The 21217-nt window shown below is 56.3% G+C and carries 16 protein-coding genes; 2 read left to right on the top strand and 14 right to left on the bottom strand.

The window, feature by feature from the left end:
- Positions 1-38: 38 nt before the first annotated feature.
- The 8 genes from ABEA92_RS29505 to ABEA92_RS29470 form a co-directional block, all read right to left on the bottom strand.
- Positions 39-1178, bottom strand: a complete 1140-nt coding sequence (locus ABEA92_RS29505; RefSeq protein ID WP_345689150.1) for a cytochrome c oxidase subunit II — start codon at positions 1176-1178, stop codon at positions 39-41.
- Between the two features lie 108 nt (positions 1179-1286).
- Positions 1287-2291: an SCO family protein gene (locus ABEA92_RS29500; protein WP_345689148.1), complete on the bottom strand. Its 1005-nt coding sequence runs from the start codon at positions 2289-2291 to the stop codon at positions 1287-1289.
- Positions 2263-2610 carry a hypothetical protein gene (locus ABEA92_RS29495; RefSeq protein ID WP_345689146.1) on the bottom strand — a complete coding sequence of 116 codons (348 nt, stop codon included), beginning with the start codon at positions 2608-2610 and terminating at the stop codon, positions 2263-2265. Before ABEA92_RS29495 ends, ABEA92_RS29500 begins: the two co-directional genes overlap by 29 nt.
- Before the next feature lie 74 nt (positions 2611-2684).
- Entirely contained in the window at positions 2685-3956 is a 1272-nt protein-coding gene (locus ABEA92_RS29490; RefSeq protein ID WP_345689144.1) for a hypothetical protein, read from the bottom strand.
- 94 nt (positions 3957-4050) lie between these two features.
- Positions 4051-5493 (bottom strand): quinol:electron acceptor oxidoreductase subunit ActD, encoded by a 1443-nt coding sequence (locus tag ABEA92_RS29485; protein WP_345689142.1) that lies wholly within the window; start codon positions 5491-5493, stop codon positions 4051-4053.
- 88 nt (positions 5494-5581) lie between these two features.
- A complete protein-coding gene (gene nrfD, locus ABEA92_RS29480) occupies positions 5582-7003 on the bottom strand; it encodes an NrfD/PsrC family molybdoenzyme membrane anchor subunit (RefSeq protein WP_345689140.1) in 1422 nt (473 codons plus the stop codon).
- A 110-nt stretch (positions 7004-7113) separates the two neighbouring features.
- Positions 7114-10575 (bottom strand): TAT-variant-translocated molybdopterin oxidoreductase, encoded by a 3462-nt coding sequence (locus ABEA92_RS29475; protein ID WP_345689138.1) that lies wholly within the window; start codon positions 10573-10575, stop codon positions 7114-7116.
- A gap of 123 nt (positions 10576-10698) precedes the next feature.
- A complete protein-coding gene (locus ABEA92_RS29470; RefSeq protein WP_345689136.1) occupies positions 10699-11394 on the bottom strand; it encodes a cytochrome c3 family protein in 696 nt (231 codons plus the stop codon).
- A gap of 123 nt (positions 11395-11517) precedes the next feature.
- On the opposite strand from ABEA92_RS29470, the gene ABEA92_RS29465 reads away from it, so the two are divergent.
- A complete protein-coding gene (locus tag ABEA92_RS29465) occupies positions 11518-11733 on the top strand; it encodes a hypothetical protein (RefSeq protein ID WP_345689134.1) in 216 nt (71 codons plus the stop codon).
- Between the two features lie 23 nt (positions 11734-11756).
- Here ABEA92_RS29465 and folK read toward each other — a convergent pair whose 3' ends face one another.
- Together folK and ABEA92_RS29455 are read right to left on the bottom strand one after the other, a co-directional pair.
- Positions 11757-12854: a 2-amino-4-hydroxy-6-hydroxymethyldihydropteridine diphosphokinase gene (folK, locus tag ABEA92_RS29460; protein WP_345689132.1), complete on the bottom strand. Its 1098-nt coding sequence runs from the start codon at positions 12852-12854 to the stop codon at positions 11757-11759.
- Between the two features lie 74 nt (positions 12855-12928).
- The gene (locus ABEA92_RS29455) at positions 12929-13273 is read right to left on the bottom strand and encodes an ArsR/SmtB family transcription factor (RefSeq protein WP_345689130.1); all 345 of its coding nucleotides are present in this window, start codon (positions 13271-13273) and stop codon (positions 12929-12931) included.
- A 619-nt stretch (positions 13274-13892) separates the two neighbouring features.
- Here ABEA92_RS29455 and ABEA92_RS29450 point away from each other — a divergent pair.
- Entirely contained in the window at positions 13893-14459 is a 567-nt protein-coding gene (locus tag ABEA92_RS29450) for a hypothetical protein (protein ID WP_345689128.1), read from the top strand.
- An 86-nt stretch (positions 14460-14545) separates the two neighbouring features.
- Here ABEA92_RS29450 and ABEA92_RS29445 read toward each other — a convergent pair whose 3' ends face one another.
- The 4 genes from ABEA92_RS29445 to ahcY form a co-directional block, all read right to left on the bottom strand.
- Complete coding sequence (locus tag ABEA92_RS29445; RefSeq protein ID WP_345689126.1) at positions 14546-15859, bottom strand: hypothetical protein; 1314 nt, start codon at positions 15857-15859, stop codon at positions 14546-14548.
- 160 nt (positions 15860-16019) lie between these two features.
- On the bottom strand, positions 16020-16820 hold the full coding sequence (locus tag ABEA92_RS29440; protein ID WP_345689124.1) for a DUF3592 domain-containing protein: 801 nt from the start codon (positions 16818-16820) through the stop codon (positions 16020-16022).
- A 1235-nt stretch (positions 16821-18055) separates the two neighbouring features.
- Complete coding sequence (locus ABEA92_RS29435; protein ID WP_345689122.1) at positions 18056-19468, bottom strand: DUF1015 domain-containing protein; 1413 nt, start codon at positions 19466-19468, stop codon at positions 18056-18058.
- A gap of 360 nt (positions 19469-19828) precedes the next feature.
- Positions 19829-21169, bottom strand: coding sequence for an adenosylhomocysteinase (gene ahcY, locus ABEA92_RS29430; protein ID WP_425572522.1), 1341 nt, complete (start codon positions 21167-21169; stop codon positions 19829-19831).
- Positions 21170-21217: the final 48 nt, after the last annotated feature.

Below are 21217 nucleotides of genomic sequence, written 5' to 3'. Positions count from 1 at the left end.
ACTTGAGGTAAATCGCCCGTTCACCGTGACCGGTACTACTACTCTGCGTTTTCTTCTGGGGTTGCCTCTGCATCCGCCTCCGAAGTCGTTTCTGCGTTCGCCGAAAGCGACTTGATGTACGCCACCAGCGAATCCAGATCGTCGTCGCTCAGTTGTCCTTTGTAGCTCGGCATCACAGGTTGGAAACCGGCGACGACCTTCGCTTTTGGTACCAGGATCGACTCGCGGACGTAATTTTCGTCCATCGTCACCTTCTCGCCGTTGGCCAATTGGCGGGTCGTACCAAACGCGTCTTTGTAGGTCGGCCCTGTTCCGCTGGTTCCATTGGTCGTGTGACAGCCGATGCATCCGCGGCGGGCATACAATTTCTCGCCGTACGCTTCGAGTGTGTCGCTGCCGCGACTGCTGTATTTTTTGATCCAAGCGTCGAGGTCTTCACGTGTTTCGTGAACCACAACAACGGTTTGCATTTGCGAATGGTCTTGGCCGCAATATTCGGCACAGTACAGGTCGTAGAACCGGTAGCCATCGGGGGTAAATTGCCATTTGTCGTAGTCCCACGCTGTGGCACTCTCTTCGGTAATCTTGGTCGCGTTCGCGAGTTCTTCGTCGCTAACCTTTTCAGTCACCTTAGTGGGGTGGAACCACATGTAGTTGTAACGACCGGGAACGACGTCTTTCTTGGCTCGGAACGCTGGGATGTACAAGCTGTGAATGACATCACTGCTTTGCATCGTCAATTTGACCGGTTCGTTGACCAACAAGTGCAGTTCGGGATGGTAGGTGCCGCGGCCGTAATCCATCGACCAACTCCATTTCGAGGATTGCACGCCAATCTCGTTGGCTCCCTCGGGAATCGTTCGCATGTCCAAATAGGCACGGGCTCCCATCACAAACATGCCGACCATGAAGATTGAAGGGCCAATCGACCAAAGCAATTCGATCGGAGTGTTATGCGAAACTTGGCTTTCCGCTTTCTCACCCTTGGCCTTGCGGTACTTTGCTGCAAAGTAGAACAGGCAGATCGAGATCGGGATGAAAAAGAAGATACAGACGGCGGTAATGGCGTAATAAAGCCAATCCGAGTCCGCGGCGAACGTCGACGCGGAATCCGGGAACCAAGCGTAGTCTTCGGTGTAATCGCTCAGCAGGGAAAATGCGGCAGGTAACATAGCCATCGTTTATCTGTTAGTCAGTTGCAAAATAAAATTTGGGTTCAAGCCGGGGTGGTCGTTTTCACTTCCGGCAAGTCTCGGTTGCGTGCGATGGATCGCTTGCGATCGAGGTTACGTTTCGTTTTTTACGCTTGAGTCGTTCTTGACGCTTGAGCCATCGCGGCCGACATCGGTCATCGTTGCGGCGGCTTTTTCGTCGACAATGGCGACGCCTCCCTTGCGGCCCAGCCAATACGGCGCCAAGCAGGCAAGCATCAATCCAATCATCGCAGCTCCGCCGAGTCGCATCAGTCGCCAGGCATGCCAGGTGTAACTGTTGGAATCAGGATCGTAGCTGTAACACCACTGGATAAATTGGTCCACTGGCGATCCCACCGTTCCTTCACCCGCTTCGACAAGTGCGAGTTTCAGTTGATCGGTAGGAAAGTCGATTGCCAGCGAATAACGCGAGATCACGCCTTCAGGCGAGATGAACGCGAGCATCGCGGGATGGTTGTATTCTTTGCTTCGAGCGTCGTATCGGTAACGAAAACCAAGCACATCGGCCAATTTGGTGATCACGGGTTGTTTTGCAGTACAAAACTCCCAGCCATCGGCGGCTTTGGGATGATTCGTGAGTTGATCGATGTACTTCTGTTTGGTTTCCCGAACTCGCTCGGTTGTTTCTTTGGGGTCGATGCTGACGGTCAAAATTTGAAAGTCTTCACCGACTTTAAGGTCGAGTTTGTTAAGCGAATCGGCCAAACGATTCAGCTGGACGTTGCACAGCATCGGGCAATTGCTGTAGTTCAGCGTGATGATCGTCGGTCGTTTGCTATCGATGTAGTATCCGGTTTTGGTTTTGCGTCCAAGCGAATCGACCAGCGGCAAATTCAGCGGGACGATGTCGCCTAGTTTTTGTTCAACGGTGATCCCGCGGGCTTCCAGCGGCAGCAAGTTGTTCGTGACCGGAGCGCCTTCGCGCACCCCGCCGTCCTGGGCCGTTGCCACGGAGGCGGTAGCGCACAAACCGACCAACCACAGCATCATCACGGTGATGGTGTTGGCGGCTCGCGGCTTGCTAGCTGCCATTTGGCGGCTGGCAAACCTACGCTTTGCTTGGATCAACTTGCTCATTCGATGCTTTTTTGTCTTCGTCTTTCGATTTCTTTTCGTTCTTGCTTTCTGCCACTACGAGTTCAATGGCCTTGTCGATGGGGATCGTGATTTTTCCGGTTTCCTCGTCGACTCCGTAAACCGAAATGCGTTCGGCTTGTTGGCTGAGCACTTCGTTTTGACGTTGATAGCTGCCCATCGCGCTTTTGGCTTCCAAGTGCCACTGCGAGATCGAAAAGTAAAACACTTGGACCGCCAAAGCGGTAACCGCAGTAACGACCACCGAGATCACTCCGACAGTGAAAATGCGGCTCACATTTAAGTCATCGTATTGGGCCATAACTATTCTAAATCTGTTTCGAGCGTTGAATGCGTGTAAAAAGGGGGACGTCGGGACGTGCTTGGATCCGCCGACTAAATGTTTTCAAAGGCGATCGATTCAGCCAATCGTGGGTCGCGAACCGCAACGATCCGTGTTTGGCTGGCGACGCGAAGAATCAAGCCGACCATCAGGGCGACCATTCCCAATACGCACAGCACGCTCGCGATCACACCCAGCACACCACCGGCCGAGCCGTGTGCCCCGGGAACGCCGGCATGGGCTTCGGGCATCACCATCCAGTAAATGTCAATGTAGTGCATGACCAGGACGTAAAATGCCCAGAAAAAGATCCATCGCGGGCGACGGCGAACATACATGCTCATCGTACCGAGAAATGGCAACATCCAGTGCAAAAAAACCAAAGCCAGCGACAAGGTGCCCCAGGTTCCCAATTGGCGATGGTACAACCACTCCGTCTCTTCGGGGATATTCGCATACCAAATCAGCAGGTACTGGCTAAACGAGATGTAGGTCCAAAACGTGACGAAGCCGAAGATCAGTTTGCCCAGGTCATGGTAGTGCTCGACCGTGACTTCGTCTCGCATCGCGCCGGCTTGCTGTAGCAAGTAGGCACCCACGGCTAGGATACAGTGGGCGGACAAGATCGACCCGGCGAACAGGTAGACGCCGAACATCGTTGAGAACCACATCGGCGCCAGGCTCATGACCCAGTCGAACATCGCAAACGTCATGCTGCCGCAGTACAGCATCACGGCGGGGCCGCTCCAGAACTGCATGCGGTCGGTCGCGGCGCGTTCGCCGGTTTCGTCCTGTTCCACGCTACCGCGGAAGTAGTAAACCGCCAAACCAATCCAGATTGCAAAGTAGATGCAGGCGCGGACGGTGAACCAGTCCTGCGAAAGCCACATGGTTTTGTTGGCCCACATCTCGGGGTCGAGATGGTTGTCTTGAGCAAAGGTGGGGCTGTCCCAGCGATAAAGTGCTGCGTCGCTCGTCCACAAGGTGACCACGATCGGCAGGAACAAGACCGCCATCGGCACGATCATGATCATCACCAACTCGGCAATCCGTCGCAGCACGGCGCTCCATCCCGCTCGCACCAAGTGTTGGATCATCACAAAGAACAGTGATCCCAGCACTAGCGTCAAGCAGTACATGAACGCGGCAAAGTAGGCCGACATGCCGAACTTGGGTTGGTCGACGCCGTAGGTGGCAATCAACCAGCCTACGATCAGCACCAGGACACCGCCGATACAAAGCGGCAGGCTGAGAGCCGACAGGGAGGCAGGCAATTTGAAGGCTGGGTCGTCAGCCGGTTTGATGGCCGGAGCGTGCTTGGACATCTGTAGTTCAGCAATAGGATTGAAATGAGTTGAAAATGTTCAGAGGGGGCGAGGTCACAAGGGCCTCAAGCGTTCGATCGACGAGACGACCAAACTATTTTTGAGCTGCGGCTTTGGCGGCTCGCTCTTCTTCTTTTTTGCGTTCTGCTTCGGCAGCCTCGGCCAACGCCTTGTCGACTTGGTTCTTTTGCTTCTCGACTTTGGATTTCTCGCTTGCAGGCACGAGGTCCATCGATGCGTTTTGGCTCTTCTGCAGAGCTCGCACGTAGGTGACGATGGCCCAGCGGTCTTTGGCTTTGATCTGGCCCGCGTAACCGGGCATCTTGCGAATCCCGTTGCTGATCGTGTTGAACAGTTTGCCGTCGGGGTATTGGTCGGCGTACAACACGTCTTGGTGCAGCGAGGAGGGTGGGACCCAGGTCGCAGCCATGATCTTTTGGGCTCGTTGGTTGACCAAACCGTTGCCGCGTCCATCCATGCCGTGACATACCGAGCAATAGATGTTGAATTGTTGTTGGCCTTGGCGAACGACCGCATCGGAAATCTCGAGCGGGTTTTGCTCGAGCCACGGGGTGGTTTCCATCACGCTTTTCTCGTTCGACGCTGCCGCACCGGCTGTGGGCTCTTCGCCTTCGGCCGCGAGCGGCGTCAGGTAGGTTCGCACCAATTGCTCGGCTCGATCCGAATCGACTTGGGCGAATTTGTCCATGTCGATACCGGTCAAAAAGTTCAGGTCCGCATCCATTTGTCCACGTGCCACGGTGCCGGGAACATCAGGCCGCATCGCACGGTTGTCGGCGAACAGCGTGGTGGTTTGCTGGGCATCACGAGCGGGCGAAAAATCCATATCGGGGAAGATGTGGAATCGCGGCTGGCTGCTGGTGGTCACCCGCATCTTGGCGACGATCAACGCGGGGATGATCGACAAGCCGATCAAGACGCAAAGACCGACAATCAGGAATTTCGGGATCGTAGTCGGCGAATCATCGTCAACGACCGAATTGATGTATTCGGTGCCCGTTTCGCCCAACAGTTTCTCGACACCCTTGGCGTCAAAGCTCTTGTCTTTGGAATCGATGTACAGGAAGAAGCGATCGTCGGTGACGCGGTCAAAACGCGGGTCGGTGAAGATCGGATTGCTGAATCGTGGCAACCCGTTCAGTGCCCACATGCCAAAGAACGTGCAGAACGACGCAAACAGAATCGTCAACTCGAACGCCACCGGAATGAATGCCGGCAACGACAAAACGAACGGTTTGCCCGAGATGATGTAGGGATAGTTAAGACCATTCATCCAGATCTGCATCGTCAATGCGGTGCAGGTCCCGGTCAATCCACCGGCTAACGCCAACCATGGCAAAACGGTCGGCTTGATCCCCAACGCCTTGTCGATTCCGTGAACCGCAAAGGGGGTGTAAGCGTCGGTTTTGGTGTAGCCGGCATCACGTACTCGCCGACATGCGGCTAGTAGCGTATCGACCGATGTGTACTCGGCGACAATCCCGTGAATCTTCTTTTCGTTTTTATCGTCTGACATGCTTACCGTCTGACATTCGCTATCGATGATGAATGAAGTCTGTTTCGAATGATCCGCAGACACGTAATCGTCTGCGATTGGATATTTTCTAGTGCTCGGTCGGCGTCGTTGGCTCGTTATGAGCCATGTGGTACTGCTTCGCCAGCGTCGACTTGGTTTCCGCCATGTTGATCACAGGCATCAATTTGCAGAACAGCAAGAACAACGTGAAGAACAAACCGAACGAACCGATCAGCATCGACCAGTCGACCCACGTTGGCGAGAAGTACGCCCACGCACTTGGCAGATAATCGCGTGACAAACTGGTGACCACAATCACAAATCGTTCGAACCACATCCCGATGTTCACGAAGATCGTGATCAACACGATGATCCATGGCGTGGTGCGGAACTTTTTGACCCAGAACAACTGCGGGCTGATCACGTTACATGTAATCATCGTCCAATAAGCCCACCAATAAGGGCCGAAGGCACGGTTGATGAACGCGTATTGCTCGTCCGGAACTTGACCGTACCAAGCGATGAAGAACTCGGTGCCGTACGCCAAACCGACGATCGAACCGGTCGCCAAGATGATCTTGCACATATTGTCCAAGTGCCGAATCGTGATCAGTTTCTCGAGCCCCAGCATGCTTCGTGCGGGAACCATCAACGTCAACACCATCGCGAAACCGCTGAAGATCGCCCCGGCCACAAAGTACGGTGGGAAAATCGTCGTATGCCAACCCGGAACTTGCGAAACCGCAAAGTCAAACGAAACGATCGTATGAACCGAAAGAACCAGCGGTGCAGCGAACGCCGCAAGCAACGCATAGGCCTTTTCGTAGCGGATCCAGTGCCGTGAGGATCCGGTCCATCCAAGTGAAAGGATGCCGTAGGCCATGCGGCGATATTTGTTTTTCGAACGGTCACGGAAGGTCGCCAAGTCGGGAACCATCCCCATGTACCAGAACAACAGCGAAACCGTTCCGTAGGTGCTGACCGCGAACACGTCCCATAGCAGCGGACTGCGGAATTGAGGCCACATCCACAGGTTCAAACTAGGATACGGAGCCAACCAGAACGCCAACCATGCACGTCCCACGTGAATCCCAGGGAACGTTCCCGCACAAGCCACCGCGAAAATCGTCATCGCCTCGGCAGCGCGGTTGATACTGGTTCGCCATTCTTGGCGGAACAGGAACAAAATCGCACTAATCAGCGTTCCCGCGTGACCAATACCGACCCAGAAAACGAAGTTAACGATCGGCCAACCCCAGAAAATCGGAGACCGGTTACCCCACACACCGACACCGGTGTAGAAGAGGTAAGCGATACAAATTCCGAGCCACTGCAGCAGCGCGAATGCGATCAAGAAACCGATCACCCAGCCTTTGCTTGGCTTGGTCTCAGCAACTCGGCATACCGTTTCGGTAATATCGTGATAGGTCGTATCGCCGAGCACGAGCGGAGCGCGCTCGCCAGGTCGTTCGACGGTATTGTCCAATCCGTTTGGGATGGCAAGGGACATGGTTTGAAAGGGGTATCGAGTTAGGGATTTAAAGAGTGATAACAGGACGTTTGGCTAAGTCGCTCGCGACGGGGTCGAGACGCCCGCGGATCGCTTAGCCAATCGAAGTTTTACTTTTCGTCATCGTGACCATGTGCTTCGTCGTGATGATCATCGTGTTTTGCGTCGGCGGCATGATCCGAATCATGGTGGTCGCCTTCAGCGTGATCCTCGTGGTCACTGTGGCCATGATGCGGCGACTGCATCTCGGCCAAATCGACCAACTGATTGCGGGTCATCAAGCGAACGTGAGGATTGCGAACGCGTGCCAAGTATTCGGTGCGTGGTTTGATGTTCAATTGACCAAGCATTCCGTAGCTGCGAACGTCGGCGTGTTTCTTGGAGACCTTCGAATCGGGGTCGCCAACATTACCAAACTCGATCGCACGCGTCGGGCATGCCGATTGGCACGCGGTGACGATTTCGCCATCGGCAACCGGGCGGCCACCATCTTTGCGGGCGTTGATCTTGGCCCCTTCGATTCGCTGCACACAGTAGGTGCACTTTTCCATCACCCCACGGCCGCGAACGGTCACCTCGGGGTTGAGCACCAAGGCTTGGAGTTGACGGTTGGCGGATTCGATCGAGCTTGGGTAAGCATCGATACCGTAGCCCACGCCGACTTCTTTGTTGTAGTTAAAGTAGTTGAAGCGTCGTACTTTGAACGGGCAGTTGTTGGCACAGTAACGTGTACCGATACAGCGGTTGTAAGCCATCGCGTTAAGGCCTTCGTCGGTGTGGACGGTGGCCGCGACCGGACAAACCTGTTCGCATGGAGCGGTTTCACAGTGCATGCACGCGACAGGTTGTTGGACCACGTCGGCGTTTTCTTCGTCGCCTTGGAAGTAGCGGTCCACTCGCAACCAGTGCATTTCGCGACTGTTGCTGACTTGTTCCTTGCCCACAATCGGCACGTTGTTTTCGCTTTGGCAAGCGACCACGCACGCGTTACAGCCGATGCACTTGGACAAGTCGATTGCCATGCCCCATTGAGGCAGGAACGGCTTTTCCATTTCGATCTTTTGGATCGGTTCTTGCCACATCGATCCGCTGCCTTCTTTGCCCACCTTGGGGACGTGAGGGCCGCGGACTTCGGCAAACTCGGGCACTTTATCGAGTAGTTGGACGGTGCCTTCGCGGATCAGCGAGAAACTGCGTCGCTCGGTTTCTTCGCGGCCACGTTCGTCAATTGCCCAGTGGTCCTGGGTGGTCGCCAATTCGTATTCGTTGAATCGTGGGCGAGCTGCGACCTTGTAAGAGGTCAACATCTGATCGCTCGTTCGCAGCGGCGAAACATCGGTTCCGACGGCGTCGACGTCCTCTTCGGTGAATCCACCGACCATGCCCGCTCGTTTGCGGCCATAGCCAATTGCCACGGTCACGACGCCTGGTGCACAGCCCGGCAATTCGTAAACCGGCATTTCGATCATGCCATCGCCTTGGTTCAGTGCGATCATCAGTCCGTGGTGAACGCCAAGCTTTTTCGCGGTCGACGGGCTGATCAGTGCGGCGTTGTCCCAAGTCAACTTGGTCAGGGCTTGAGGCAATTCTTGCAACCAGCCATTGTTGGCAAAGCGACCGTCATAGATTCCATCGGCCGGAACAAACAGGACTTCAAAATCGTCGTTGTCCAGCTCGTCCACCGAGATCGCCACGGGAGCAGCGTCGGTCAACGGTTTGTCTTGGACGTTGGCGCTGAGCTCTTCGCTGAGTGTTAGCTCGTTTGCGAAGCCGTCGTGCAGCAAGCCACGCCATTGGCGAGAGCTGAGTGCCGAGCCAGAGATGCCATCAGCGGTGCGGCGAACAATTTCCGAACCTTCGATCTCTTTCTCGCCCAACATCGATGCAAGGACTTCGATCGCGGCACGACCGCCCAAAAGCGGCAGGATCTGAGGTTGGCAAACGCCATAGAACCCTTCGTTGTTGACCACATCGCCCCACGATTCGAGCGGATGAGCCAGCGGCAGTGACCACGCACAGGCCACGCCAGTTTCGTCGTCGTATTCGCCAAGATAGATCGTGTTTTCGACCTTGCCGATCGCGGTTAGCAGATCCACGTCGCCAGGTGCGGTCGCGACCGGGTTGCCACCCAGGATCAACAGCGACTCAATTCCGCCTTCGTTGATCTTGTCGACCAAATCGCCAAGCGAGGTCGTGTCGGCGAGTTCGCCGTCCACTTCGGCGGCAAATTTTTGGATCTTGCCAAGCGAACCCAATTTCTTGTTCAGGGCAATGCCGGCGGCGATCGCTTCGGCACCAAGATGCTCGCCAACGACCACGACGGCGCCATCGCCGGCTTCGGCAATGTCATGCGAAAGCACATCGAGGAATCGCTCGAGTCGCTCGGGATGAGTCAATTCGTCGTAGGCTTTGGTTTCTTCGGCGTGCGTGTGCGATTCACCAGCAGCCAGTTTTTCAACGCGGCGGCCTAATTCACTCAAGAACGCAGGCATTTGGCTTGGACGTAGTGCCAATCGCGAATCGGCCATCACGCCGGTGGATGTGTATCCGCCTTCGACGACGTACAGTCGGCTCATTTCGCCTTCGATCGGGTCGCGATTCTTGGCGAAGGTGCGAGCGTTGGAGATCATGCTCGGATCGTTTCCGAGGATGTCCGCTTGCAGTGTCAAAATGACCTTGGCGTCCGAAAGATCGAGGACCTGTTTGGCTGGTTTGCCAAAGACAGTCTTGGTGGCGTCCCGCATCGCGGTGCCATGAACACCGTCATAGCGAACGAGCGTTGCCGATGGGCATTTCTTCTTTAATGCCGACAACATGCGGACGAGCGATGGCGACGAAGTGGGCGGCATCAACACAGCCAACCCTGCACCGTTGTTGTTCGCAGCGGCGGCGCGAATCACGCCTTGGCCGTACGGTTGGAAATCTTCCCAGGTTGCGTTTTCGCGTCGCTTGGGGCCTTTGCGAACCAGGAAGCTTTCGTCGCCACGAGCACGATCGGGGTCGTACAAACCGAGGATCGAAGCTTGCGAGAAGACGTCGGTACCGGTGCCCGAGGGATGTTCGGTGTTGGGTTCGATCTTCAGCGGACGACCATCAACGCAGCTGATCAGCAGGTTGTAGACGCGGCCAGCAAGTTCAAAGTTGGTCGCGCGGCTGTACGATTCGCCGGGCAATCGGCCTTCGGGACGAATCACAAACGGAGCGATCGACTCTTCGGAGTAACGGCATCCGCCGACGCCGGCAACCGCCAACGATGCACCCATCAATTGCATCCATCGACGTCGCGAAACGCCTTCGGGGTACTCCGAAGCGGCGATCGGGAATTCGCGATCGATGAACTGTTGAAAGTCCTGGCTGTCCTGCATCTCCGACAGACTTCGCCAGTAACGTGTGCGTGGCGATGCCGAGGATCCGCCAAACCCATCCTGATTGGCGGAGTCACGAGGGGCCGAATCGCGCGCCGCTGGGCCAACCGCAGCTAGGTTGGATTCTTGCGAAACACCGGCCTGGGGCAGGTCAACAAGCATTCGCGAACCGTTGTTGGATTTACGTGGTGAGTGGATGGAGGTCATTGCAAAGATTTGCGATTAGGCGATACGAAATTATCTGTAAAAAACGAGTTTCAGCAGCGGTTGGGCGATTTGGACGCGGGAACCATGGTCACCTTGTCGCGAGCACACCCGAGCGATGCGGAACTAACGGTGACAAACCGCACAATGGACCTGTGGGTTGATGTTCTCGCCTTCAGGATCACGCTTCTGCTTGGCGAACGCTTCTTGGTCCCAATCCGCTGGCGGCTCCCAGTCGAGCTTGGTCACGAATTCTTTGGGACGCAAATGGGGATCAGGGTTTCGGTGACAGGTGATACACCATGCCATCGACAATTCTTCGTGCTGGGAAACCACGTCCATTTGGTCGATTCGGCCGTGGCAACTCTTGCAACTGACGCCTGAATTGACGTGGGCCGCGTGGTTAAAGTAGACGAATTCGGGCAGGTTGTGGACTCGTTTCCAAGCCATACTGCGGCCCGTTTCCCAGCTCTTGTGGATCGGCTTTAGCTTGTCGCTTTCTGTTCGTACGGCTGCCAATGCGGTAACGCCTTGGTCATTCGCAGGACTGTGACAATTGATACAAGTGGCCGTCGGTGGGACTGCAGCGTGAGCCGACTCGAAGACGGTGTTGTGGCAATAGCGACAATCCATCTTCAGTTGGCCCGCGTGAATCGCATGGCTAAACGGGACCGGTTGTTCAGGTTGGTAGCCAATATTCAGCGTCTTTGGATCGGTGATCAGCCCGCCCATGGCACCGGCATAAATGCCGCCTCCAACGATGGCAGCAGCCAGAACCATAAGAAAACGATTGACCCAGCGTGGAAAGAGAAACCGTTGCATAATTGATGGTCGCCGCGCGTGAAAACGCGACCAGTATTCGCAGGGATAGAGAAATTGGACACCGAGTGGTTCAGAGAATCGCCGTAATCATACAGCGAGAGCGAGACAGTATTGTGTGCGAACATGCACCAAGGCAATACCAGCCAGCAACAAAGCGACATTGTGTCGCACGAAAAGAGCGGGGATCTGCCGTCATCATCCAGCGGATCCGAAAAGTTAGGACGCGAGCGTGCCGAAGGCCCTGTGGTGAGCAAGATGGACGAGGGTAACGTCGAGGATCCGCCAGCCCGACCGTCGCTGCCGCTTTGGGGTGCCGGCTTCGCACTGAAGCGTCCTTAGGTGGGTGAGAGCGTCAATGCGGCTCATTGCCACCAATGTCGATCCGCCGACAGCGGGCGGACCGGGCATCGCATCGAAACCAAGGCCGAGGCGATTTCGGTGACCGCCCAGTCGAGGTTGTCGATCTCCAGTCGGTATTCAGGCCAACGACCTCCCGATGGCCACATTTGATGGGGGGCCGGCCAACGTGTGTCGGCCGTGGCCCACTGCATCCGTGCGACCAATCGCGGAATGGTCGCGTCGCTGCCCGCTGCTTCGGCGCGAGGCCCGGTCGGCAACGGGGCAGTTGGCAATGGGGAATCTGGCAATGGGGGGACTGGTAGCGGGGGGACGTAGGCGGACACCCAAGGCTCGTCGGGGCGGACCACGATCGGCTCGCCCCGTCCAGCGGATGCATCCGCTGAGGTCGACGCTTCGCTGCCCGGGCGTGAGCGTGATTCCGATCCAGGGCCTTCCGCGGACGTGTTCTCGGCTCGGTGTCTACTTGTCCAGCGTCCCGAGATCGCCTCGTCCAGTGCCGCGCCGGATTGAGTCGGCTGCGTGGCGGCGAAGGTGCGGATCCCATGTTCGGAGCTCAGTCGGTCGCAAAGTTCTTGCCGGATCGACTCGTCGGCTCCGACCAATGCCAGCGAGGCATTGCCTGCGGATAAATGCGCACTCAATTCGCCAAGCGTCCATCCAAATCGGGGGTCGCGGTAGTGGGCTGCGACATCACAGGCCGGTTGCAGCACGAATTGTCGCGCGGTGTAGCGAGGGTGGGGGACGATCAGTGCCGCACTGCCCCCGACCAAGTTGCCATGCAGGACCACGTCCAAATCGATCGATCGGGCATCCCAGCGCCGCCGCCGCTGGCGTCCAAGTTCGTTTTCGATCGACTGCAGCAATTTCAGGATGTCGCGTGCCGAGTGAGTCGTTTCAAACGCGGCAACGGCATTCAGAAAGGGTTCCTGGCCCGAGGGGCCGCCAATCGGTGGCGTTTCAAACAGTCGGCTGGCGGTAAAGTTTTCCACCATCGCCGACGCCGTTACCTTCCGCGCCGCTTCGGCAATCACCGTGTCCCGGTCGCCAAGGTTGCTGCCAAAGCTGACCAGGCACTGGGCACGTGGGGGCTTCGAGCTCATGACGACCGATTTCAACGTTGGGTGGTTTTGCGGGAATTGACTCGGCACACAGGAAAATGCCGGCGGCGGTGCGGCTATTTGGGAAGCGTCGGACTGGCTGCCGAGGCGAGCGGGTTCCGTTGCGGTTTCACCAGATGCTCTGCCAAATACCGAGTGTAGCTCTCGCAAATGTCGCGGCGGCACGACAGGATCGCCATCTGCCCCTGCCGGCGTGAACAAATCAATTCGGCTGCAACCAGTTCTTTTAGGTGGTGCGAGATCGTGGCTTGCGTGATTGGGAACTCGTCCACAAGCGATTTGCAGGCGATTTCTTGTTCGCTGGCGATGCAGGTCAGAATCGCAAATCGCTGAGGGTCCGCGATCGCTTTGGAGATGCGATGAGCTTGATCATCGCTCAATTGGGTCACAGTTGGGTCCATGCCTTCTAATTTATAAGTGGCCTGCCAGCTTCACTAGAGCGCAATCGGCCAGTTCGTCGATGCGGTTTTCGTCGCCCACGACCGATCAAGGTTCGTCGCTATCAAAACGCGGCCCCATTAATCTCAAGCTCGTTGGCACTAAAACGGCGTCATTGTCGCATAAAATGCGGGAGAACAAACAATCAAGTCTCTAAAATCGCCAATGTCCGTTTTGGTGTTGGTCCTGTCGAATGCGGGTAGAAACCAAGATTTGGCACCACTTAGGGGTGTGACGGGTATCGGACGTGGCAATAATGGGGGCGAGTGACGGGGCGCCGTTCGTGGCGCCACGAAGCACTTGGCCGGCTGGCTATCCACCCCTTTGCGTCAGCTCGGTGGCGGTCGCCGCGTTGCGGCGGGAGTCCGGTTTCGTCGGTCATTGCTAAGTGGAAAACCGTGGGCTTGAGTCCTCGCGGTTGGTTGCTCGGTTTTCCAAGGACAGCTCGATAGCTTGATAGCTCGGTGGTTTGCCCCGGATTGCGTTGCGGGGACACGTTATTCGCAGCGATTCCGTTGCTGCGATCCTTCCTAATTCCAATTGAAATCTAAAATTCAAATTCTCTATCTCGGAGAAAGTTCAATGTCGCGTTTGCTTATCTGTTCGGTTCTGTTGTTTGCGGCGTCGCTGTCAAACGCATTTGCTGCCGATGCTTCTCGCGATGGGGGGCTCAAGCAAGGAGATCCGATCGGCGTTTTCTACGTCACCAAAATCGCGGGTGCCGAAGAGGACGGAGTCGATGTCGAGCAAGAGATTTGTTATCGCTGCCGTTATGGATCACGGCCGATGGTGATCGTGTTTGCACGACAAACCGATGGCAAGCTGGCTAAGTTGGTCCAGAAACTTGATGCCGCCGTGGCGGAAAACGAAGCTTCGCACCTCAGCAGCTTTGTCACGCTGCTTGGCGAAGATGCAGGCAAGTTAAAGGATTCCGCGAACGAGTTGGCTAAAGAAACGGCGGCCAAGCACATTCCGTTTGTCGTGGCAAAGGAATCTGAAACAGGACCGCTGAATTATCGATTGTCCGCCGAGGCTCCGGTCACCATTGTTGTTGCTAGCGATAGCCAAGTCGTCTCGGCGCGGACGTACGCCACTAACGAGATCGATGTCGAAGCGATCATGGCGGACGTCAAGTCCATTTTGAACTAGCCCCGGACGTTGCAGCGTCCGCCAATCGCGGCGAGTGATCGACTGGTCCGTCGCATGTTCGTCGGCTGCTTCGAAGAGATCCTGGGCTAGGACCGGAACGCACGTTTGGCGTCGTTCATAAACACGACGACGCAGCTCATCACCCCGACGGGAAACAGCAGACAGCCGAACGGAAATCCGATGCAAGGGATTGCGGCTAAGATAGCTGACGTTCTTGCGAGGACTAGATTGCGACGGAAGATCATGTGGCCTGCGCCAACCATCATCATTCCGTAGACGATCACCCACACCAGCGAAAGCCCGATGTTGATCGTCGTCATTGCCATCCTGTAGTTCTCGGCGTCCCTTTGCGTGGTCGCTATGATGTGAAGCACAATCCCAAAGCACGACAGCGCGAGCATCCCGAGTGAGAAAATTGCGATCAGCGCACCCGGGATGATGTATAGCGCTGGGTGAGGCGGCGCCGTGTGATACTGGGCTCCGGCGTAGTAAGGTGTGTGCGAAGGCCCTGGCGATACGTAGGGGTTGGGAGCGGGGCGAGGTTGCGGTGGCGTGTAAGGCCGTGGGGTGGCAACCGGACGGGACGGAGTGACGTTTTCCAGTGGCGCGAATACCGATGGCACCGATGGCGATGACACTGTCGGCACCGGAATCGACGCGGCGAAATCGTCGTCTCCAAGTGTCACCACTTCGTCTGCTGGATTCGTGGTTTTACGTGGGGTGGGGTGTGCCGGAGCGTCGGTGCTGCTCGATTTGCCCACCACGCGGATCTGTTTTTTACAGGACGCGCAGCGAATGGGTTTTCCCAATTGGTTGGCCGGGATCTGCAGCGTCGCTTTGCACACCGGGCAATGGGCGCGAACCGGAGTCAGTGCGTTTTCGGCAGCCGGTTCGGAGGTTTTGGGGGCAGCGGAGGTCGCCGGACGCTGGGATTCGTTTGGCGTTTTTGGCGGCGTGATTGTCGGCGGCGTGGCTGTCGGCGGCGGGGTGGTCGGTGAAGGCGACGGTGATTTGGTCTGCGGGGTGCTCCGCTGCGGAACCACGATGGGGCTGGGGTTGAGTTCACGCAAGATGACTTTTGCGGAAACCCAGAATCCGTCATTGCCCTCTTTGGCATCCACCTCGGCGTTGCCAAGTTGTTCCATGCGTTGGACAAAACGCGGGCGAGTGAATGGGCCTTCGACTTGGCCGTTGACCCGCAGGTAGATTCCGGTCCGTGCCAGTTCCTTGAACCGTTGCAAGATCACCGAAGACGGGTACCAATCACTGCGGCCCTGCTGAACCTCGGCTTTCTTGCCGCGATGCTCTGCCAGCCAATGACGCATCTCGACTTCCGAAAACGGACCCAGCGTCTCGTTGTCGACGCGGATTCGCCAATTCTTGTCGCCCAAGTCGTTCACAGTGTGCGTCTATTGCGGAAAGGCAGGATTTGGAAGGGAAGGAGAAAACGCGAGGGCGAACAGGGTGATTGTCTTCCCACCCCCCTATCTTAAACTCCGCAGGCCATCACGTGGAGTGTCCAGTTGCAAATCGAAGACGCCAATTTGGGGTGCCCAAAATTTAGAATAGGGGAACCTTGGGAGGCGGAAAGCGGTGAGCATTGATGGCACCGAGACCGCAGTCGATCGCCATCACGACCCCGCACAAGATCGAAGCAAGCCCTAACCAAAAATAGAGTTGATTGCTGCTTTGCACCCCTTTGATTAGCACGCTGTTTGACGGGGATTGGGGATCGTAGTAGACCGTGCAATCGGCCCCGGGTGGATACGGCTGCAGCTTTGCTTCGGCCACCGCAGGCGAGAACGAATCCTGCTTCTCGAACGACAGCGTCGTTCCGGTATAGGTGGCATTGTCAACTTTGTATTCGTAGCGAACATGCGTGGTGGCAGCCTGTTTCCGCTTTTGGATACCGCGAACGGTAAATCCGGATTCTAAGATCTTGCCCTCGGTTGGCTGCCAGTCTTCCGAGGCCGCGGCCAAGGCCATATTGTCGCTTGCTTGACTGAGTAAATAGACTCCCAGCGTGACAAAGATGCCTAAGAACGTGAGGGCGGCAACGATCAGGATCGGCGTCCCGAAACCATCTTCGAGGACCCCAAGTCTTGGCAATCGCTTCTGCGGATTGCTTTTTGTCCGCTGCGGTGCTGTGGCAAAGCTGCTTGACGGTGGACGAGCCTGCGGTGCCGCTGGTGGAGTCCAGCCTTGGGGTGTTCCAGCGGGTGGAAGATCGCCGAATACATTGTCGTTTTCAGGGGGCGGTTGAGTTCGAGGCGTTGTTGCAGTCCCGCCCAGACGCAGACGCTTCTTGCAGGACGGGCACGTCACTTCGACCGGCCCTTTAGGGCGGGCAACCGCCAGCATTTGCCCACAACTGCATTTGACGTTAATGCGGTCCGTGGGGGTTGCAGCAGGAGCGTTCTGGCGTGCAGGGACGCGGACGCGCGTGTTGCAACAAGGCGTTGTGATGATCTGGCCAGCCAGTTCTGGTTTGGCCTTAAATGTCTGCCCGCACGTGCAGCGTAGTGTTGTCATTGGACGCTCCGTCGATAGCGAGACCGATAGCGAGACAGGGCAAGCAACTTTCGTTCCCGTTGCAAAATGCGGTCAAGTCGTTTCCGCCCCTGGGGATGACAGGGATATTAAGGATATCGATGCTGGAAATTAGGTACCAGCCATCTTTGAGCGATTGGTGCCATAGCGATTGGTGCCATGCACCTTTTGGGGCCTTAGGAAGGAGTCGCAAAAAAAAAAGAGCCGAACCGGTGGCGGTTCGACTCTTTGTTTGGGCGGCGAAACGAGCTGGGTGGTGTTTCGCGTGTTCAAATTCCTGCCGTGGCGGGAATTAGCCGCGGACGATTGCACGACCGTGCTTGGTGACAACCACGTCGACGCAGTGGCCGCAGCACTCGAACTTGTAGGTCAAAATGCTGCGGTGCAAGAATCCCTTGCGGCAGTTGACCAAGGTTGGAACTTGTCCAGCACATTCGGCGGGAACGCATGCGGTGACTTCAACAGGGCAGCATGTGCGTGGATCGATGACACACCAAGTTACTTCCACTGGAGGAGCGGGGCAGCAAACAGGAGCTGGCTCGCATACAGGTGCTGGCTCGCAGCAAACTGGGGCGGGTTCGCAAACAGGAGCTGGCTCGCAGCATACCGGTTCTGCTTCGCAGACAGGTTCGCAAACGGGGGCCACTTCGCAGCAGTCGTTCTTGTGCTTGCAGCCGAAAAGGCCTGCTTGTGCGATGCTTGGAACCAGCATGCTCGATAGAGCAACAGCGCAAATCGCAATTGAAAGTCGTTTCATTGGTTTCTTTCCTAAGTAGTCGTGGACTTGTGGGTTTCTCTTGGGAAGACGCGAATACAAAGTTGTTCTCCCAGACCGTACAATCATGCCTAGTCGGGCTAGTCGCTGCAACCGGCAGAGTCAGCTCTGGTTGCCTAGTTTTTCAAGGTCTGCCCTCATGCCCGCCACACGGTCGCAATCGGCTCACTAGCGCATTGCGGGGGTGTTCGCGATGGTGCGCCCGAAGCGTTGGTGATGCCGCCCTTGCAGGGCGTTTAGGGTGCTCAGGCAGACTCTATAGGGTTTGCGATTAGCAAAGTGGGTTGAATGTCAGTCCGCTGAGCAGTTTGGGGTAGAAGTAGGTGCTTTTAGCGGGCATTCGCTCTTTGTGCAGGCTGATTGCTTCGACGTGACTCAGTTTTGCTGGCATTACCAGCGCCGCCAGCGTATAGGGTTCGTCGCTATCGCTTTCCGCTTGGCTGCCTTCGCCTCGCATCGCAGCGACCAATTCGTCGGCATCGTGAACGTAGGTTGGTTTGGGGTGGCCTTTGGATTGAAGCAGTTCGTCGATCACGAGACGGTGCAGCAGGCTGACGCCAAGTTCTCGCCAATCTTTGCTTTGATTGGCCGCGAGTGTCTCCATTTTCGCAGCGGCTCCCGGATTTGCTTTGCATAACACCCAGGTGTCATCGTTGCAGGCGTACAATCCGATCAGCCCTTGGTCGTCCGCCGATTCCATGTTGGACCACACGGTGTTGGCGGCATCGAGCCCACCGGCGACGATCTCGCAGTCAAAGCTGCCGGCAAGTCGTGCCATGATTTCGGCAGACGAAAATCGCTCGGTCCCGCGCAGCAGTCGGTGGGTGGGCAATACAATCATCCCTGGATCGCTCATGCCTACCAACATGGTCATCACAAAGTTGGCGGGATGATCGCTGGGGAGTGATCCGAGTTCCTTGCTGACCAGATCGCGATAGTTTGCTGCGGTTTCGTAGCGATGGTGACCATCGGCAACAAACATTGGTTTGTCCTGCATCAGCTCGCTGACTTTCGCAATCACGTTCGGATCCGAAACGGGCCAGAGCTGGTGTTTGACCCCGAGATGATCCACGGTTTCGATCGGCGTGATCGCGGTGGTCGCTTCATCAAGCAGCGTGATGATCGCGTTTTCAGGATCAGGGTACAGACCAAAGATTTGGCTATTGTTTTGCTTGGTGGCTTGGGTCAGTTTCAGTCGGTCGACCTTTGCCTTGGGGTGGGTTTCTTCGTGCGGGTAGATGTTGCCTTCGCCAAAGGGCTCGATGCGAACCCGTGCCATAAAGCCACGCCGGGTGTATTGATGGCCGTCAATCGTGAACTCTTGATGGTACACGTAATAGGAAGGGACTTCGTCTTGTTTCAAAACCCCTTCGCTCTTCCACTGGCTGACGAACTTGGCGGCCCGTTCGTACTTGTCGTCCTCTGAATCGCCTGGTTCGGTGCGATTTAGAATGATGCGGATCACATTGGCAGCATGTTTCTTGTAGAGCTGGTCTTGCAATTGTGGATCGATCACGTCGTAGGGAGGCGCGATCACGTCCGAGAGCGAACCGATGTGGTCCAGGTTGTAACGCAGGGCAGCAAAAGGAGCGATTTGTGGCATCGTGTGACTCGCGTTTGAAGAGGAAAACAGATCGGGGGAAACATCCGTCCGCCGCCGCTGCGGCGCAACGCTGTGAAACATTTCTTCGGGTGCCGTTGGTGCTAATCTAGCGTAGCGGAAGTCGTCAACGGCTTGTTGATTTATTGAGCCGCGACGCGTCAGCGGCCGGGTCCCACGCACGACCCGGTGCCTTACGGCCCACGGCTCACCGTTGCGATTTGCATTTGGATTAAATCAATAAGCCGTCAATGCTTTCGTTTCATCAACGAGTTCCGCTGCAAAAACGCTACACGCCGTCGGACGCTACGGCGTGTAGCGTTGATGTTACCGCACGCAAACAGGTTACCCCAGACGCCGGCTGCGTACCGCAGAGACATAAAAAAACTCGGCCGATAGGAACACGGCCGAGTTCGATGTTGATCTTCGCAGCGGTCGGGTGACCTAGTAGCGGTAGTGGTCGGGTTTGTAAGGACCTTCCACAGGCACGCCCATGTACTCAGCTTGCTCTGGCGTCAGCGTGGTTAGCTTGACACCGAGTTTGCCCAGGTGCAATCGTGCGACTTCTTCGTCAAGTGCTTTGGGCAACATGTAGACTTTGGTTTCGTACTCGCCGTGTTTAGTCCACAATTCGATTTGTGCCAAAACTTGGTTCGTGAACGAGGTGCTCATCACGAAGCTAGGATGTCCGGTGGCGCAGCCAAGGTTAACCAAGCGGCCTTTGGCGAGGACCAGGATGCTGCGACCGCTTTCTTTGAAGCTGTAACGATCAACGGCACCGATGTCCGATGGTTTGATTTCGTCTTTGGTCGCACGTCCGGCAGCCACTTCGGCTTCCAACCAAGCAACGTCGATTTCGGTATCGAAGTGACCGATGTTGCAAAGGATGGCGTCTTCGGGCATTTCCACCATGTGCTTGCCAAGGATGATGTCCTTGTTGCCAGTCGTGGTGACGTACAGGTTGCCTTCTTTGCAAGCTTCTTCCATCGTGGTGACTTCGAAGCCTTCCATTGCGGCTTGCAGTGCATTGATCGGATCGATTTCGGTCACGATCACGCGGCAGCCGTAACGTTGCAGCGAGTGAGCACAGCCCTTGCCGACATCGCCGTAGCCACAAACCACGGCAACCTTGCCCGCCAACATCACGTCGGTGGCTCGTTTGACGCCGTCGGCGAGCGATTCACGGCAACCGTACAGATTGTCGAACTTGCTCTTGGTGGCCGAGTCGTTGACGTTGATCGCAGGAACTTGCAGTTTGCCCGAACGATTCAGGACTTCCAAGCGATGCACGCCGGCGGTGGTTTCTTCGCTGATGCCGCGAATTTCGCTCAGCAGTTCAGGGAACTTGTCGTGAACCATGGCGGTCAAGTCACCGCCGTCGTCCAGGATCATGTTGATCGGTTTGCCCGACGGGAAATGCAGGGTTTGTTCGATGCACCATTCGAACTCTTGCTCGTTCATGCCTTTCCAGGCGTAAACGGGGATACCGGCGGCAGCAATCGCCGCAGCAGCGTGATCTTGGGTGCTGAAAATATTGCAGCTGCTCCAAGTCACCTCGGCACCAAGTTCGACCAGCGTTTCGATCAGAACCGCCGTTTGGATGGTCATGTGCAAGCAACCCGCAATGCGAGCACCCGAAAGTGGCTTCGTTTTGCCGTACTTTTCACGAAGTGCCATCAGACCAGGCATTTCGTTTTCGGCAAGCTGGATTTCTTTGCGGCCAAATTCAGCCAGCTTGATGTCTTTGACTTTGTAAGGAAGTCGGTTGGTTTCGACTTGGGACACAGGCATACTCCAATGTTGGGAAAGGGGATGGAATAAGCGCGTCAGAGG

Source organism: Novipirellula caenicola, from assembly GCF_039545035.1.
Taxonomy (GTDB): Bacteria; Planctomycetota; Planctomycetia; order Pirellulales; family Pirellulaceae; genus Novipirellula; species Novipirellula caenicola.
Note: the sequence above shows the minus strand (reverse complement) of the source record. Positions and strands in the feature narration are given on the sequence as shown.

Bases quoted from the DNA above. Each gene is read 5' to 3' on its own strand.
- ABEA92_RS29505 (WP_345689150.1), bottom strand. From the start codon at position 1,178: ATGGCTATGTTACCTGCCGCATTTTCCCTGCTGAGCGATTACACCGAA.
- ABEA92_RS29500 (WP_345689148.1), bottom strand. From the start codon at position 2,291: ATGAGCAAGTTGATCCAAGCAAAGCGTAGGTTTGCCAGCCGCCAAATG.
- ABEA92_RS29495 (WP_345689146.1), bottom strand. From the start codon at position 2,610: ATGGCCCAATACGATGACTTAAATGTGAGCCGCATTTTCACTGTCGGA.
- ABEA92_RS29490 (WP_345689144.1), bottom strand. From the start codon at position 3,956: ATGTCCAAGCACGCTCCGGCCATCAAACCGGCTGACGACCCAGCCTTC.
- ABEA92_RS29485 (WP_345689142.1), bottom strand. From the start codon at position 5,493: ATGTCAGACGATAAAAACGAAAAGAAGATTCACGGGATTGTCGCCGAG.
- nrfD (WP_345689140.1), bottom strand. From the start codon at position 7,003: ATGTCCCTTGCCATCCCAAACGGATTGGACAATACCGTCGAACGACCT.
- ABEA92_RS29475 (WP_345689138.1), bottom strand. From the start codon at position 10,575: ATGACCTCCATCCACTCACCACGTAAATCCAACAACGGTTCGCGAATG.
- ABEA92_RS29470 (WP_345689136.1), bottom strand. From the start codon at position 11,394: ATGCAACGGTTTCTCTTTCCACGCTGGGTCAATCGTTTTCTTATGGTT.
- ABEA92_RS29465 (WP_345689134.1), top strand. From the start codon at position 11,518: ATGCACCAAGGCAATACCAGCCAGCAACAAAGCGACATTGTGTCGCAC.
- folK (WP_345689132.1), bottom strand. From the start codon at position 12,854: ATGAGCTCGAAGCCCCCACGTGCCCAGTGCCTGGTCAGCTTTGGCAGC.
- ABEA92_RS29455 (WP_345689130.1), bottom strand. From the start codon at position 13,273: ATGGACCCAACTGTGACCCAATTGAGCGATGATCAAGCTCATCGCATC.
- ABEA92_RS29450 (WP_345689128.1), top strand. From the start codon at position 13,893: ATGTCGCGTTTGCTTATCTGTTCGGTTCTGTTGTTTGCGGCGTCGCTG.
- ABEA92_RS29440 (WP_345689124.1), bottom strand. From the start codon at position 16,820: ATGCTGGCGGTTGCCCGCCCTAAAGGGCCGGTCGAAGTGACGTGCCCG.
- ABEA92_RS29435 (WP_345689122.1), bottom strand. From the start codon at position 19,468: ATGTTTCACAGCGTTGCGCCGCAGCGGCGGCGGACGGATGTTTCCCCC.